This is a genomic window from Kocuria coralli, from assembly GCF_008831305.1.
GTDB lineage: Bacteria > Actinomycetota > Actinomycetes > Actinomycetales > Micrococcaceae > Kocuria > Kocuria coralli.
Map to the genome: position 1 here is coordinate 159,708 of NZ_ML708612.1, position 16,120 is coordinate 175,827.

Consider the following 16,120-nt stretch of genomic DNA (forward strand, 5'->3'; position numbering starts at 1 on the left):
GACGGGACCTGACGGGGTTCGGTGACTGATGCGCTCAGGCGAAGTGAGACTTGTAGATCTGACCGTGGACGCCCACGGTCCGGTCCACCACCTGCGAGACCACGAAATCCGCCGCGGCCGAGAGGTAGGCGTAGGCCAGGGCCCGGTCCATGCCGCGGTCCTTCTCCAGGAAGTCCAGCGCGTTGACCACTGCCCGGCGCATGGCGATGTTCAGGTCACTGCCCTGGCCGTCCTGGGCGCCGTCGGGGTCGGATAGGCCGATGGGAATCCACGAGTCAGCCGTCTCGGCGAAGGGGTAGCTGTGAGCCACGGAGGGCGCGTCGCCGGAACCCGGCTTGGCGACCGTCAGTCGGAAGGTCCCCCGCAGCGAGCCCTCCATGGCCGTGAGGGCCACTTCGCCGTCGCCCATCGCCATGTGCGGATCGCCGACGTAGAACAGGGCGCCTTCGGTGAAGACGGGCAGGTAGAACGTCGATCCCTCGCCGAGGAGCCGGATATCGATGTTGCCGCCGCCGAGCGTGGGCGGGATGGAGTTGGCGTTGGGCGAGGTCAGCCCAGCGTCATCGGCGTAGGCCACGCCCATCATGCCCATGAACGGCCGCAGGGGGAAGCTCACCTCGGCCCCGCCCATCCCCATGACGCCCTTGCCGTCCCGGACGGCGGTGAAGGTGGAGACGTTCCCGTAAGCCGTGGGGTCTCCGCTCTGGCGCCCGTCGGTCTCCACGGGCGGCATGACCTCGCCCAGGTCGATGCCGTCCGGGGCGGCGCCGTCGGCGGTGATGCCGAGCGCCCCTTTGCCGTGGCGGCTGGAGACCACTCCGTAGGGCACGCGCGGCGTGGCTTCGAGGGTCTCGATCTTCAGCACGTCCCCCGGCTCCGCCCCCTCCACGAAGACGGGACCGACGACGACGTGCGGGCCGTCGGCATCGAAGTCCCGGGGCGTGCGGTCGTAGTGGGCGGCGATGTCGATGGCATCGGCCAGGACCTGGTCCTCGCCGACGCCCTGCTCGCCGAAGTAGCCGACGGGGTCCCTGCCCTGGTCCTCCATGATGCCCTCGTGGGAGAGCGCATCGATCGTCACCGTCTGGCCCGAGCGCATACGCAGGGCCGCATCGCTGTGCACGGTGGGAACGTATCCCCACAGCACCTGATCGGCTTCGGGGGCCAGGTAGTGGTCACCGCGAATGACGCCCTGCCCTGGCTGCAGGATCTCACCGCCGGGCGAGGGTGTGACGGGACCCGGGGCTCCCGCGGAGGCCGGGCTGCCGAAGGCGCTCATGGCCCCGATCATCGAGGATCCCGCACCCAGCGCGGCAGCGGCGTGGATCAGGTTGCGGCGGCCCACGCCCTTTTCCAATACTTCTGCTGCATCGCGTCCAACGGCATCGACCATCGTGGCTCTCCTCGGGGTGTTGGGGTCATGGGCGCTAGGGCCGACGCGTGGCGTCCGGCCTGCTCAGGCAGCGTCTCGCTCTTTCATTCCCAGGTGATGGAGAGGAGGTATCGGTGGTGTTACGCCGCCGGAACCGGTCATGTCCGGCGACGAGGACCCGTGAATAGGGCTGTGCGCACCCTTTCATGAGAAGTGCGAATCTGTCGTTCGGTTCTGTTTGATATCGATAGGTCATATTTGTTCATATTGTCTGCAGCGATGCTGTTTTCAGGGCTATTCGCTCCTTGTGATGTCTGACCCTCCTGGGACCATGGGGTATGGCACGGAAAGAGAACCAGAACCCACGGCGGGATCAGGAGGAGCCCCGCCGTCTGGGCGATGACCGGGGGCTCGCTGCGGGGCTGGTGGCCGAGGTTCGCGACGGGGCGCGTGCGGAGGCAGCGGGCCGGGCCCGGCAGCTACGCGCGATCGGCGAGCTGTTCAGCCACACTCTGGACGTCGCTCAGGAACAGGCCCGAGCACGGCAGCGACAACGGGGCGCCGGTAGAGAGCATCGCCGCGGAGACAGCCCCGGAAGCGCCTTTAACGGAGCTCACGACCTGGCAATGTCCCTGCGGATCCTGCGGGAGAACGCGGTGCAGGAAACGGTCGCCGAGGTCGAGGTCGCGCTGCTGATCCCCCGGGGCACCGCTCACCTGCTGGTTCATCAGGCCATCATCGTCACCGAGCATCTCCCGGAGGTTCTGCGGGGACTGACCTCGGGATGCCTGAGCTGGGCCCAGGCACAAGTGATCATCCGGCACTGGAGCTCGATCTCGTGCGATCCGGCCGCCCGGACTCCCGTCGTCGCGGAAGACCGGGAGAACTCCGAGAATGCGGATCCGGCGGTGCCAGCGGCCGATGTGCTGGTCCGGGAAATGGTGGACCGCGCTCAGTTCTGCTCCCCAGGCCAGCTCAATGACTACGGCCACCGCCGCCGGAAGGAACTGGGCGTAGCCGCAGCGCTGCGTGCCCACCGCAATGCGCGTCTGGACCGGAATGTATGGGTCACCGCCGAGGAGGACGGCATGGCCCATCTGCACGCGGTCCTGGAAGCCCACAAAGCCATCGCCGTATGCGACCGGATCGACCGGCTCGCCCGGAATCAGCGGCCGGGCAGCGGGCCCGGGCAGCAGCCGAGTCCATCGCCCGACGACGAACAGGCTGCGGGGCCTATGGACCGGCGGTCGATCGCCCAGCGCCGGGCCGACGTGCTCACCGACTTGCTACTGGACGCCGAACCACCTGTCGGCTCGCGCCTCCAGCGCGGGGTCCGCGGACAGGTCACCGTCCTGGTTCCCGCCGCCGTGTTGACCGCCGCAGATCCTGACCTGCGGCCACGGGACGTGGCCCCGGGTGCCCGGAAGCGAACTGCGACCGGGGCCTCGCCGAAGGCTGCTGGCCAGGACCGTCCGGACAGGGCTGAGGGAAACGGCCCACCGGACGGGCCGCCTGACGCAGCACCCGCCCCGACAGAGCCGGATACAGCAGATCTTGTATTAAGAGACCCCGTATCAACGAGCTCGACCTCAACGGGCTCGGCCTCAACGGGCTCCGTACCTGCAGGCTCCATCGCGACCGGCCCGATAGCACCGGAATTGCTGGGGTACGGACCGGTTCCGGCACAGGTCGCCGTGCAGATCGCGGCCAGCGCTGCGTCCTGGCGGAGGATCCTCACCGACCCCGGCACCGGCGTCGTGACGCAGTACGGCCGGGAGACCTACAGCGTGCCCGCCGGCCTGCGCCGGCTCCTGGAGATCCGGGACGAGACGTGCCGATTCCCCGGCTGCCGTCGCTCCGCCACGGCCTGCGACCTGGACCATACGACGGCGTGGGAACACGGCGGGTGCACGGACGCCGGGAATCTGGCGTGCCTCTGCCGAGCCCACCACCGCACCAAACACCATCCTGGAACCTTCGGTACCTGGACCATCACGCAACGTTCCACGGCCGGGGCCGGCGAACCATCCGAAGGCGGAAGCCGCACCGGGTCCCTTCGGGTCGAGAGCCCGCTAGGCACCGTACGGACCACCGCCACCGGCTATCGCGGGTGGAAGGCCATCCTGGAGACCACGGACCTCGCCGAGCCGCTCCGAGTCGGTCCGCTCCGAGTTGATCCACCGCGAGTCGGTCCACTGCGATCCGACGCCGCACCACCTCCCGCGCAGGCCCCGCCCGGGCCGGTCATTCCCGACGAGCAACCGCCGCCCTTCTAGACCGCTGGGCCTAAAAACACTGAGCTCACAAAAGATCGGGGCTTCTAGAGGACCTGGTCTTTAAAGGACCTGGCTCCTAAATGACTGAGCCTCTAGAAGACAGCTTCCCGACAATTCACAATCAGCCCCCATGCTCACGGCGCGGTCCGGACGATGACCGCGCGCACGCCGATTCCCACGTGGGCGGCCAGAACGGCCGGAATCTCGGCGATGGTGATCCGCACGTCCGGCCGGTAGGCCTGAACCAGCTCGTCCGCGAGTTCGCGCGCGCCGTCGGGGTCGGCCAGATGGTGAATCACCACCTCGGGACGGGCGGCCCCCTCCACGTGCGTGCTACCAGCGTTCTCCTCCCCCGGATCGGCGCCGTTCCGCGAGAGCGCGTCGACTGCCAGGCTCACGAGCCGGGACCTGGCTTTCGCTGCCGTCCGGGGCATCTCCACCGGCGCCAGTTTTCCGTCCTTGAGACCCAGCAGCGGCTTGATCTGCAGCGCCGTTCCCAATCTGGCGATCGACGGGGACAGTCTGCCTCCCCGCTTGAGCTGATCCAGACTGGGAACGTACAGCAGCACCGTGTTCCCGCAGTGTCCACGCGCTGCGGCCACGATCTCGTCGCGATCGGCACCGGAGCCGGCGGCCTCCCACGCCGCCATGACGCCGAAGCCCTGATCCATCGCCACTGTGCGGGTGTCGATCACCGTCACGGGAACGTCCACGGACTGGGCGGCGATACGAGCCGAGGAGACGGTCCCGGACAGCTCCGCGGAGAGGTGGACGGACACGATCTCGCGGTACCCGTGGGCCGCCAGCTGCTCGTAGACGCGCAGGAACTGACCCGGTGACGGCCGCGAGGTGGTCACCTTCCTCCCCTCGGCCAGCGCCACGAGGAGAGAGCTCGGGAGCTTCTGCTCCCCCAGGGGCAATGCCTCGTCGTCCACCATCACCGGCATGCCGACGACGGCGAGCCCCTCCCGGTGCTCCTCGAGCCACTCCGCCGGCAGAGCGGCGGCATCATCCGTCACGATCACGATCTCACGCACCTCTGCACCCTCCGCATCGTCGAGCCTCTGCTCCCCCAGCCTGACACAGGACGACAGGGCACAACCAGTGACGCGAGAGCCACGGTGCAATACGGGTGGTCCGAGATCGACCGTGCGACACCGCCCCTCCAGGAGGCGGGGCTCAGATCACGATGTTGACGAGTTTCGGTGCCCGCACGATCACCTTGCGGACCGGCGACTCCCCGATGATCCCGAGGATGACCTGGCTGGACAGGGCGCGCTCTTCGAGGTCTCCGTCGGTGATGTCCACGGGGACCTCAAGGCGGTCCTTGACCTTGCCCTTGATCTGCACGACCGCGGTGACGGTGTCGTCCACCAGCAGGGACTCGTCGACCTCCGGCCAGCCGGCATGGAGCACTGCGCCTTCGTGGCCCAGGACGTGCCACATGTCCTCGGCCGTGTACGGCGCCACGAGGGACAGCAGCACGGCAACGGCTTCCGTGCCCTCGCGTACGGCGGGATCGGCGGCACCGGGTCCCGAGTCGATCGCCTTGCGCAGCGCGTTGACCAGTTCCATGGTCTTGGCGATCACCACGTTGAACTTGTGGTTGTCGAGGGCGCTAGCGGCATCGGCGATGGCGCGATGGGTCGCCTGGCGCACGGCCACGTCCCCGGTCGAGGGATCGAGGCCCGGCACGGAGGCGACGTCCTGGGCCAGGCGCCATGCCCGGGCGAGGAAGCGCTGCGCACCCGCCGGGGACACGTCAGCCCAGTCCACGTCGTCCTCCGGCGGGGAGGCGAAGACCATGGTCAGGCGCACCGCGTCCACGCCGAACTCGTCGAGCTGCTCGCCGAGGTCGACGCCGTTGCCCAGCGACTTGGACATCGCCTTGCCACCGTTGAGGACCTGGCCCTGGTTGAGCAGCCGCTCGAAGGGCTCGGTGTGCTCGATGAGGCCCATGTCATGGACCACCTTGGTGAAGAACCGGGCGTAGAGCAGGTGCAGGATCGCATGCTCCACACCGCCCACGTACTGATCGACCTGGCCCCATCGCCGGACGGCGCCGGGGTCGAAGGCCGCGTCGTCGTCGTTGGGCGAGACGAACCGCAGGAAGTACCAGGAGGAGTCCACGAAGGTGTCCATGGTGTCCGTATCGCGTCGCGCGGCGCCACCGCACGTGGGGCAGGCGACCTCGACCCAGGAGGTGGCTGCGGCCAGCGGGGACTGGCCCTTGGGCGCCAGCTGCTCACCGCGCAGGTCGTCCGGCAACCGCACCGGCAGCTGCTCCTCGGGAACGGGCACCTCACCGCAGGCCTCGCAGTGGATGATCGGGATGGGCGCACCCCAGAAACGCTGCCGGGACAGGAGCCAGTCGCGCAGGCGGTAGTTCACGGTGGCCTCACCGGTGCCCGCGCCCTCGACGATCTCGATCGCCTTGGCGATCGCCTCGGCCTTGCTCAGCCCGTCCAGGGGGCCCGAGTTGATCAGCGAGCCCTCCCCGGCGGTGGCCACGCCGGTCTCCGCGGGGTCCTCCCCCGCGGTGTCCACGACCACCCGGACCGGCAGATCGAACGTCCGGGCGAAGTCCAGGTCGCGCTGATCGTGCGCCGGGACCGCCATGATGGCCCCGGTCCCGTAGTCGGAGAGCACGTAGTCGGCGGCCCACACGGGCAGCTTCTCCCCGTTGAGCGGGTTGACCGCGTAACGCCCCAGGAAGACGCCGGTCTTCTCGCGCTCGGTGGACTGCCTCTCGATGTCCGACAGCGCCTTGACCTGCTCGCGGTAGGCCGCCAGTTCGGCCGCCTTCTCCGGCGCCACGAGCTCCTGGGCAAGATCAGCGTCGGCGGCCACCACGAAGAAGGTCGCCCCGTACAGCGTGTCCGGACGGGTGGTGAACACCGTGACATCGCGCTCCGAGACCGCCCCGGCGCCACCGGCCGAGTCGGTGCCCTCGACCGAGTCCGCGCCCTCGATCGTGAAGGTCACGTGCGCGCCCTGGGAACGGCCGATCCAGTTGCGCTGCATGGCCAGCACGCGCTCCGGCCACTTTCCCTCGAGCTGCTCCATGTCATCGAGCAGTCGGTCCGCGTAGTCGGTGATCCGGAAGTACCACTGGTTCAGGGCCTTCTTGGTCACCGGGGTGTGGCAGCGTTCGCAGGCGCCGTCGACCACCTGCTCGTTGGCCAGCACGGTCTGGTCCTTGGGGCACCAGTTGACCGGGGAGTTCTTCCGGTAGGCCAAGCCCCGGTTGTAGAACTGCAGGAACAGCCACTGCGTCCACCGGTAGTACTCCGGATCCGAGGTGTGCAGCTCGCGGTCCCAGTCCACGGCGATGGCGTAGCGCTTGAACGAGGCCTTCTGGGTCTCGATGTTCTTGTAGGTCCATTCGGCGGGGTGCGCGTTGCGCTTGATCGCGGCGTTCTCGGCCGGCAGGCCGAAGGAGTCCCAGCCGATCGGATGCATGACGTCGAAGCCGCGCTGCTGCCAGTACCGCGCGACCACGTCGCCCATGGCGAAGGCCTCCGCGTGTCCCATGTGAAGGTCACCGGAAGGGTAGGGGAACATGTCGAGCACGTAGCGACGGGGTTTGGAGCCGTCGTCGAGCGGGCGGAAGACCCCCTGCTCCTGCCACCAGTCGCCCCAGCGGGCCTCGAGCTCCTGGGCATCCCACACCTGTGCCGTGGTCCCGGGTCCGGTGTTCTCCTGCTGCGTGCTCACGTGCCTCGCCTTCAAGCTGTGACGGTGGTCTTCGGTCATCTCCCCGGACGGACGCGCCTGGTACGCGGACACGAGCGGGATGACCGCGCCAGTCTAGCCGGATCGGGCGCGCCCGGTCGCCCGGTGTGCGCCGGGCCATGCGGAACCGCGGCCCGCCGGTCGTGCCCGCACCCCGGCCGGCGTTGACGGGGGTCTCGGCCAGGACGAGAGTCGTGGAAAGGGTCGTAGACTTGGCGCGAACTCATCCGACGACGTGCGAGAGGAACCCATGCTGGAAAACCCCCGGGCCGAACGGCGCAGTATGCGCATGGACGGTTACAAGGTCCGGTACTGGTTCTACGACGTCGACACCACCCGCAAGCCGCTGGTGGTCATGGTGCATGGCTTCCGGGGCGACCACCACGGCCTCCAGCTGATCGCCGATGCGCTGCGCGACCGCTACCACGTGGTGATTCCCGACCTTCCCGGCTTCGGCCGCTCCGAGGCGTTCCCCGCCGATCAGGGCGAGCGCAGCCTGCACAACGTGGCCAACTACGTCGCTTTCCTGCGCGAGTTCATCGAGCGGCTCACGGACGGGGCGATCCATCCGGACGCGGACCATGGCATCGCCCTGCTGGGGCATTCGTTCGGGTCCGTCGTCGCCGCGCACTTGGCCGCCGACTACCCGGCCATGGTGCAGCGCCTGATCCTGGTCAATCCCATCAGCGAGCCGGCCCTCGCCGGCGACCGGGTGCTGGCGTCGCAAGTGGCGGACACCTATTACTCGCTGAGCCGGAAACTGCCCTTCGGGCTCGGCGACAGGCTGCTGCGCAGCGACATGGTCGCGGACATCATGAGCCGGGAGATGACCACCACGGAGGATCCCGAGCTGCGCGAGTACATCGTCAACCAGCACCGGGCCTACTTCAACAGCTACGCCGAGAGGCGGGTGATCACGGAGGCCTACCTCTCGTCCACGTCGCGCACCGTCGCCGAGGTGGCTCCCCTGCTCAAGATGCCGGTGCTGCTGATCACCGGTGGCAAGGACCCCATGGGCTCCCCGCGGAGCCAGCGGAGGATGGCGAACTGGATCACGCGGCGCCGGGAGGAGGCTTTCCCCGAGGTCGGGCACCTGATCCACTACGAGAAGGCCTACGAGACCGCCCACCTGGTCGACGAGTTCCTGACCGGGCCCGCCCCGGACCCCGTCGAGATCCACGAAGAGCTGCCCAGCCTGGACACGGCCAAGCCCAACACCTCCCAGCTGACGCAGCTCCTGCCCGTGGTCAAGCGCCGCAGAGACGGCTGAGATGGCCTCCGGTCAGGCACCCACCCGGCTGGTGATCGACGCTCGATACGTACGGGTGGGCCGTCACGACGGCATCTCCCGGTACACCGCGGGCCTGTGCCTGGGACTGTCGCGGGTGCTGGCCTCCCGCCCCGGCGTCAATAGCCCCGTCCATACCGGCCTCCACACCGGTCTCCACACCGCTGTCGGAACCGACGTCGACGTCGAGCTGATGATCTCCGACGAGCGCCAGCTGGAGCACCTCCCGGACTTCCGGTGGTTCCTCGGCCCGGACCCCGTGTCCGCAGGGGAGGTCCTCACGGGCCGGGTGCTGAACAGGCGCGGAGCCGACGTGGTGTTCTCCCCGATGCAGACCATGGGCGCCTTCAACCGGCGATTCGGGCTGATCCTCACGCTGCACGACCTGATCTACTACGACCACCCCGCTCCCCCCGGCGACCTTCCCGCCCCCGTCCGGGCCGGATGGCGGCTATTCCACAAAGCCCTGTGGCCCCAGCGGATGGCGCTGAACCGCGCGGACGCGGTGGTGACGGTCTCCCAGACCTCCGCGGACGGCATCCGGGAGCGCCGCCTGACCGACCGCCCGCTGTTCGTGGTGCCCAACGCGGCCGACCCGGCCGAGGTCTCCGCCCCCGACGACGCTCTTTCCCGCCGGGAGGACCGGACCGGAAAGCTCGTCTATATGGGCTCGTTCATGCCGTACAAGGACGTCGAGACCCTGGTCAGGGCGGCTGCCCTGCTTCCCGGATACGAGTTCCACCTCGTCTCCAGGATCTCGCCGCAGCGCCGCCTCGAGCTGGAGAGCGCGGCCCCCGGCGCACGGCTGGTCTTCCACGACGGTCTCAGCGACGACGACTACCGCACGCTCCTGCACGAGGCCACGGCCCTGGTGCACGCGTCCCGCGCCGAAGGATACGGGCTGCCGCTCATGGAGGCACTGTGCGCCGGAACCCCGGTCGTCTGCACCGACATCCCGATCTTCCACGAAGTCTGCCGACGGGCCGCCCTGTACGTCCCCGCGGGCGATGCGCAGGGCTTCGCCGCCGCCGTCCGTTCCCTCGAGGAACCACGGGTGGCCCGGGCACTCATCACCGACGGGCTCGATCTGGCCCGGCGTTCGTCGTGGGAGCAGTCAGCCCTGGACCTGCTGGCGGTCGTGGCCCAGGTGGCGAGCAAGATACCAAGCGCCTGAGAGGCCCTCGGGTCACGACCCTGTCATCCCTGTCATCGCCGCCTCACAAGAGGTCGGCGATATCGCAGCGCACCTGCACCACCCCGAACCGGCGCAGGGCGGAGGCCTCCGCCCTGGCCGACCGGAGCCTGGCGGTGACCTCGGCGGCCATCGCGTAGCCGAAGAACAGCAGGACGCGGTGCTCCGCCCGGGAGCCTGGACTGCCCGGCGTCATGCCGTCATCCCCCAGCTGCTCCCCCGCCTCCGTCCGTCGCGCACGTCCCCGTGGTCCGGGAAGATCCGAGTCCTCCACGGGGGCCGGGCCGATGACCCGCACATCCGGGGGAAGCTGGGCAAGGTCGAGGAAGTCATGCAGCGCCCCCAGCTCGCCCGTCAACGCCGCCGAGCGGACGGCCGGGGGCAGCTGCAGTACGCGCCGTTCCGCCAGTTCGTTGCGCGCATGGCCGGCCGGATCCCAGCGCACCAGCGTGTTGACGGCGCGCTCGTGCTCAGAGGTCACCACGACCGTTCCGCCGTCGTGCCCCGCCCGGACCAGCGAGACCGCATCGAACCAGCGCCGCAGCGTCTCCTCCTCGGCGCGCAGGCCGGGCCGGGAGAGCATCCGGTCGCCGTCGAGCAGCAGGGCGGCGGCGTAGCGGCCCTCCGCCCACGGCTCCGCGCCGGGGGTGGCCACGACCAGGGCCGGCTCGGCCTTCACGCTGCGCCGGATCGTATCGCCGGAGGAGGCGATCACCGGCACCTGGGGGAAGGCCCTTCCGAGCTCCTCCGCCGTGCGCTGGGAGCCGACCGCCGACATCCTCCAGCGCGGATGGTGGCACACCGGGCAGGACCAGGCCATGGCCTCCCGCCCGCACCACCCGCACGATGGCTGCCGCCCGTGCGCCAGGACGGTCAGCGGTCCCTCGCACGCGGTGCAGCGCGCCGGGGTCCTGCACCGCTCGCACGCGATGGCCGGTGCGTATCCCGCGCGCGCGACCTGGATCAGCACGGGCCCGATCCGCAGGGCGTCCCGCGCCACCCGGAAGGCCGTCTCCGGGAGCCGTGCCCGGCCCGCGAGTGAATCGCGTTGCTGGTGCCAGGAGTCGGAGGTCGCCACGATCCGCGGCATGCTGGCCCGGAGGAGGTCACGGGGCGGCCGGACCGGCCGGGCCCATCCGGTGTCCACGAGCCGCTGGGCCTCCGGGGTGACGGTCTGACCCGCGATCAGTACCGCCAGGTGCTCGTGCTCGGCCCGCAGGAGCGCCACATCTCGGGCGTGGTGATAAGGAGCGCGCTGCTCGATCAGGTTGCCGTCGCCGTCGTCGAGCACCACGATCAGCCCGGGGTCGCGCACGGGTGCCCAGACCGCCGGGCGGGTCCCCAGGACGACGGTGCGGCGGCCCTCGAGGAGCTGGACGAAAGCGCGGTAGCGCGGCGTCGGCTTGTCGTCGCTGTGCAGCCGCGCCACGACGCCGTCCGGAAGCAGCCGCTCGACCCTCTCCTGGAGGCGATCCAGCATCTTGCCGTCGGGCACCACGATAATCGCGCCCCGCCCCGCCGCGTGCGTCACCGCGACGGCGACGGCCACGAGGTCCAGCCGGTCGTGCTCCGCGTGCGAGGGCAGGGCCTGCAGCACGGCGCGGACCGGCTCGCCCGCCGCGAGGGCCCCGATCACCTCGGGGCCGTTGTCGTACCGTTCCCACGCCCGGGTGTCGACCGGAGCGGACGTGGCAGGGCCAGGCTGCCCGGACGGAAGGGGCTCGGCGGGGGCTTTCTCGGGGTCCCCCGTCAGGTCTTGCGCAGCGTCTGCCTCCAGAGCGGGCGCAGCGTCTTCCGACGGGTCCTTCGCCGCGTCTTTCCCGGCGTCCTTGTCCTCAGCCGCCCGCGCCTTGAGCGCCTGCTTCTCGACGGAGGCCACGCGCGGCGGCACCGCGGCTCGCAGCACATCGGCCACCACTCCCGCGCTGCGGGCGGCCACGAGCCGTGCCACCGCCAGGGTGCCCGGCGTCAGCACGGCCAAGCCCGACTGCACCCGGATCAGAGGCTGCAGCCGGTCCCTGGGGACCTCGGTGTCCGCGGTCCGCTCGATCAGCCAGCCCTGGAGCCGCTGGCCGCCGAACCGGACCCGCACGCGAGTTCCCGGCTGTGCCTCCTCCGCCAGGTCCCTGGGCACCCCGTAGTCGAAGAGCCGGTCCAGATGCGGCACGTGCGATTCGAGCAGGACCCGGGCCACGGGGCTCTCCCCCGCCAGGTAGGCCGGCGTGTGGTCGTGCCCGGTACCGTCCCGGGGACCACCGGGCGAATCCTTCGACGAGGTTCTTCTCGAGCGCGGAAGGTGCGGCAGGTCGATCAGCTCGAGCTGCTCGGGGTCCGCCTCGTGCGGGTTGCCGGGTTCCGGGCTCATGTCCCCGCTGATCAGGCGCCCACGGCTGCCCGCAGCGCCTCGACCCGGTCGGTCCGCTCCCACGTGAAGTCGGGATCGTTGCGGCCGAAGTGGCCTCCGGCGGCGGTCTTGGCGTAGATCGGCCGCTTGAGGTCCAGCTCTTCGATGATCGCCAGGGGGCGCAGGTCGAAGACCTCCAGGACCGCCTTCTCGATCGCCACCGGATCCACTGTCGCCGACCCGAAGGTGTCCACGTAGACCCCGACCGGACGGGCCTTGCCGATGGCGTAGGCCACCTGGGCCTCGGCGCGGTCGGCCAGGCCCGCCGCGACGATGTTCTTGGCCACCCAGCGCATCGCGTAGGCGGCGGAGCGGTCCACCTTGGACGGGTCCTTGCCCGAGAAGGCGCCCCCGCCGTGGCGGGCCATGCCCCCGTAGGTGTCCACGATGATCTTCCGGCCCGTCAGTCCCGCATCGCCCACCGGCCCGCCGGTGATGAAGTTCCCGGCCGGGTTGATGATGACCTTGACCCCGGAGATATCCAGCCCGGTCTCCTCGAGAACCGGCTGGATCACCGAGGCCCGTACGTCGTCGCGCAGCTGCTCGAGCTCGTAGGACTCGGCATGCTGGGCGGAGACCACCACGGTGTCGACGGCCACGGGCTTCATCCCGTCGTAGCGCAACGTCACCTGGGTCTTGCCGTCGGGCCGCAGCTCCGGGAGGATCGCGGTCTTCCGGACCCGTGTCAGCTGCTCCGAGAGCCGGTGCGCCCAGTGGATGGGCGCCGGCATCAGGGCCTCGGTCTCGTTGGAGGCGTAGCCGAACATGATGCCCTGATCGCCGGCGCCCTGGGCATCGCGCGGGTCCGCCGCGGTGCCCTCCCGGCTCTCCAGGGAGGTGAAGACGCCGTCGTAGATCTCGGGGGACTGCTCGCCGACGGAGATGGAGACGCCGCAGTACTTGCCGTCGAAGCCCTGCACCGAGGAGTTGTACCCGATGTCGAGGATGGTCTTGCGCACGATCGAGGGGATCTCGACGTAGCCCCTGGACTTCACCTCACCGGCCACGTGCACGAGCCCCGTGGTCGCGAGGGTCTCCACGGCCACGGAGGAATCGGGATCGCTGCGCAGCAGGGAGTCCAGGATGGAATCGGAGATGCGGTCGCAGATCTTGTCCGGATGGCCCTCGGTGACGGACTCGGAGGTGAACAGGCTGGAGCCGCCCACCGGGGTGTTGCCCCGGGCGGCGGCAGCCCGGCCGCCGCGGCGAGGCGCTGAGGATGAGGAAACAGGGGTCGAAGTCACGCCCAACAGAGTACCGTCCGTCCGGCATTTCGGACTGCTTCCCGGGCCGAAGGCTCAACCCCGGCGGAGGAGGGCCTCAGCGCCTGTGATCGATCAGCTGCGCTATCGCCTGGGTCAGGGCGGCGGCGACGTCGTCCTTGGAGCCCTCCACGGTGCGATCGGGCGATCCGTCGGCGGCGAGAACGGTGACCTTGGTCGTGTCCTGGCCGAAGACCAGGTCGCGGCCCACCTGGTTCACGCACAGGAGGTCGCAGCCCTTGCGCTCGAGCTTCGCCCGGCCGAAGTCCAGAGGATCGGTCCGGGCGTCGCCGGTCTCAGCGGCGAAGCCCACGATCACCTGGGTATCGCCGGTCAGGTCTCGTCGCTCGACGAGGCCGCGCAGGATATCGGGATTGCGCACCAGGCGGATCACCGGGGCGTCGTCGGGGTCGGCGGTCTTCTTGATCTTGGACTCGGCGACCTCGGCGGGCCGGAAATCGGCGACGGCCGCCGTCATCACGATGACGTCGGCCTGCTCGGCCCGGCGCGCCATGGCGTCTTCCAGCTCCTGCGCCGAGCCCGCCCGGTGCACGCTGAACCGCGGTGACGAGGCCGTGGCGGCCTGCTCCTGCGGGAGGATCAGATCCACGTGCGCAGCCACCAGATCGACGTCGGCACCGGCCTCATGGAGGGCCTTCGCGACAGCCACGCCCTGTTTGCCCGAGGACCGGTTGCCCAGGTACCGCACCGGGTCCAGCGGCTCCTGGGTCCCGCCGGCGGACACGAGGGCGCGCACTCCCGCCAGAGGGAGAGCTTCGGAGGAGGCCGCGGGAGGCATCAGGCCCAGCGCCGCGTCACGGATGATCTCGGGTTCCGGCAGGCGCCCCGGCCCCGAGTCCTTGCCCGTCAGGCGCCCGTCGGCCGGTTCCAGCACGGTATGACCATGACGGCGCAGCGTGGCCACGTTCTCCTGGACGGCCGCGTTGAGCCACATCTCGGTATGCATCGCAGGGGCGAAGAGCACCGGTGCGCGGGTGGCCAGCAGCGTCGTGGTCAGCAGATCGTCGGCATGTCCGTGGGCCGCCCGGGCCAGCAGGTCGGCCGTGGCGGGGGCGATCACCACGAGATCGGCGGCCTGGCCCTGCCCCACGTGGTTCACCGCGGGGACGCGGTCGAAGACCTCCGTGGTGACCTCCTCGCCGGACAGCGCCTCCCAGGTCGCGGCTCCGACGAATTCGAGCGCGGAGCGCGTGGGGATGGGGACCACGTGGTGCCCGGCTTCGGAGAAAAGGCGAAGGAGCATCGCCGCCTTGTACGCGGCAATGCCCCCTCCGACGCCCAGAACGATGCGCATGGCCTTCGAAGCCGCGTCGTCGTTACAGGTCCTGGCTGTCGACGTCGGCCTGCTCCTCGGCGGCCTCGGTCTCCGGTGCGAGGTTCTCCACCGGAACGTCGGCGCCCTCTTCGGTGGTCGCCGTCGCGTCCACGTCCTCCGCCACCAGAGGGGTGTCGGAGAAGACCATGGAGGAGTCCAGATCCGATTCGCTGCCGAAGAAGTCCCCGCCGTAGAAGTCGGTGGCGCCAGCCTCGGTCTCGGCGACCAGCTGCCCGTTCTCGGAGAATCCTGCGGCCTCCACGGGCGTGGACTCGATGAGGCCCTCGTCGATCTCACGCAGGGAGACGGAGAGGGTCTTCTCGTTCAGCTCGACGTCGACCAGCGGGCCGACGTACTCGAAGAGACCCTCGTGCAGCTGCGAGTAGTAGGCATTGATCTGGCGCGCCCGGCGGGCGGCGAAGATGACCAGTCCGTACTTGGAGTCGGACTTGGTCAAGAGCCGATCGACCGGCGGTTCGATGATGCCCTGGTTCTGGATGGACAAAAGATTGCTCCCAACGATGTGGATGTCTGTGTGCGGCTCTCAAGCGCCGGGGCGGGGGTCCAAGCCCATGAGCTCGACCAGCTTCCGCGCGGCGGCCTCGACCCGGTCGTTGATCACCGTGTCATCGAATTCGGATTCAGCCGCGAGTTCTATCTTAGCGGTTTCCAGCCGCCGCCGCTGTTCCTCCGCCGTCTCGGTGCCCCGTCCCGTGAGCCGGGACACCAATTCCTCCCACGACGGCGGGGCCAGGAACACGAAATGCGCCTCCGGCATGCTCTCCCGCACCTGCCTCGCCCCCTGCAGGTCGATCTCCAGCAGCACCTTGCGCCCTTCGGCGGTGGCGTCGAGGACCTTCTGCCGGGGGGTCCCGTAGCGGTAGGAGTTGTGCACCACGGCCCATTCGAGCATGTCGCCCGCAGCGACCATACGGTCGAACTCGTCGTCGTCGACGAAGAAGTAATGGACGCCCTCCTGCTCCCCCGGGCGGGGCTTGCGGGTGGTGGCGGACACCGAGAGCCACACGTCCGGATAGTGATCCCGCACGAAGGTCGACACCGTCCCCTTTCCGACCGCGGTGGGGCCGGCGAGCACGGTCACCGAGGGCCCGGTCGAGGTGGCGGGAACTGGGGTGGCGGTTGCCTCATGCGGCACTTCGGGAACCTTTCGACGGACCGGTCATCGGATCTGGCTTCGGACCAGGGTACCGGTCCCGCATGGGCAAGGGCCCACCGCCGTCTGGCGATGGACCCT

The 16,120-nt window shown here is 69.7% G+C and carries 11 protein-coding genes; 3 read left to right on the plus strand and 8 right to left on the minus strand.

Going from position 1 to position 16,120, the window contains the following annotated elements:
* Positions 1-34: 34 nt before the first annotated feature.
* Positions 35-1,393, minus strand: a complete 1,359-nt coding sequence (locus tag FCK90_RS03975; RefSeq protein ID WP_158032996.1) for an acetamidase/formamidase family protein — start codon at positions 1,391-1,393, stop codon at positions 35-37.
* Positions 1,394-1,710: 317 nt separating this feature from the next.
* Here FCK90_RS03975 and FCK90_RS03980 point away from each other — a divergent pair, with 317 nt between their 5' ends.
* Complete coding sequence (locus FCK90_RS03980) at positions 1,711-3,648, plus strand: HNH endonuclease signature motif containing protein (protein WP_158032997.1); 1,938 nt, start codon at positions 1,711-1,713, stop codon at positions 3,646-3,648.
* Between the two features lie 134 nt (positions 3,649-3,782).
* On the opposite strand, the gene FCK90_RS03985 is transcribed toward FCK90_RS03980, so the two are convergent.
* Both FCK90_RS03985 and leuS read right to left on the minus strand, forming a co-directional pair.
* Positions 3,783-4,685 (minus strand): DegV family protein, encoded by a 903-nt coding sequence (locus tag FCK90_RS03985; protein WP_181954185.1) that lies wholly within the window; start codon positions 4,683-4,685, stop codon positions 3,783-3,785.
* Positions 4,686-4,827: 142 nt separating this feature from the next.
* Positions 4,828-7,404 (minus strand): leucine--tRNA ligase, encoded by a 2,577-nt coding sequence (leuS, locus tag FCK90_RS03990; RefSeq protein ID WP_158032999.1) that lies wholly within the window; start codon positions 7,402-7,404, stop codon positions 4,828-4,830.
* A gap of 229 nt (positions 7,405-7,633) precedes the next feature.
* Here leuS and FCK90_RS03995 point away from each other — a divergent pair, with 229 nt between their 5' ends.
* Both FCK90_RS03995 and FCK90_RS04000 read left to right on the plus strand, forming a co-directional pair.
* Positions 7,634-8,653: an alpha/beta fold hydrolase gene (locus tag FCK90_RS03995; protein WP_158033000.1), complete on the plus strand. Its 1,020-nt coding sequence runs from the start codon at positions 7,634-7,636 to the stop codon at positions 8,651-8,653.
* Position 8,654: 1 nt separating this feature from the next.
* Positions 8,655-9,845: a glycosyltransferase family 4 protein gene (locus FCK90_RS04000; protein ID WP_158033001.1), complete on the plus strand. Its 1,191-nt coding sequence runs from the start codon at positions 8,655-8,657 to the stop codon at positions 9,843-9,845.
* 43 nt (positions 9,846-9,888) lie between these two features.
* Here FCK90_RS04000 and FCK90_RS04005 read toward each other — a convergent pair whose 3' ends face one another.
* From FCK90_RS04005 to gmk, 5 genes are all read right to left on the minus strand, one after another.
* Positions 9,889-12,228, minus strand: a complete 2,340-nt coding sequence (locus FCK90_RS04005; RefSeq protein WP_158033002.1) for a primosomal protein N' family DNA-binding protein — start codon at positions 12,226-12,228, stop codon at positions 9,889-9,891.
* Between the two features lie 11 nt (positions 12,229-12,239).
* Positions 12,240-13,433 carry a methionine adenosyltransferase gene (gene metK, locus FCK90_RS04010; RefSeq protein ID WP_158033069.1) on the minus strand — a complete coding sequence of 398 codons (1,194 nt, stop codon included), beginning with the start codon at positions 13,431-13,433 and terminating at the stop codon, positions 12,240-12,242.
* Between the two features lie 154 nt (positions 13,434-13,587).
* Positions 13,588-14,844: a bifunctional phosphopantothenoylcysteine decarboxylase/phosphopantothenate--cysteine ligase CoaBC gene (gene coaBC / locus FCK90_RS04015; protein ID WP_158033003.1), complete on the minus strand. Its 1,257-nt coding sequence runs from the start codon at positions 14,842-14,844 to the stop codon at positions 13,588-13,590.
* A gap of 22 nt (positions 14,845-14,866) precedes the next feature.
* Entirely contained in the window at positions 14,867-15,370 is a 504-nt protein-coding gene (rpoZ, locus tag FCK90_RS04020; protein ID WP_158033004.1) for a DNA-directed RNA polymerase subunit omega, read from the minus strand.
* Between the two features lie 39 nt (positions 15,371-15,409).
* The gene (gene gmk / locus FCK90_RS04025) at positions 15,410-16,021 is read right to left on the minus strand and encodes a guanylate kinase (protein ID WP_158033005.1); all 612 of its coding nucleotides are present in this window, start codon (positions 16,019-16,021) and stop codon (positions 15,410-15,412) included.
* Positions 16,022-16,120: the final 99 nt, after the last annotated feature.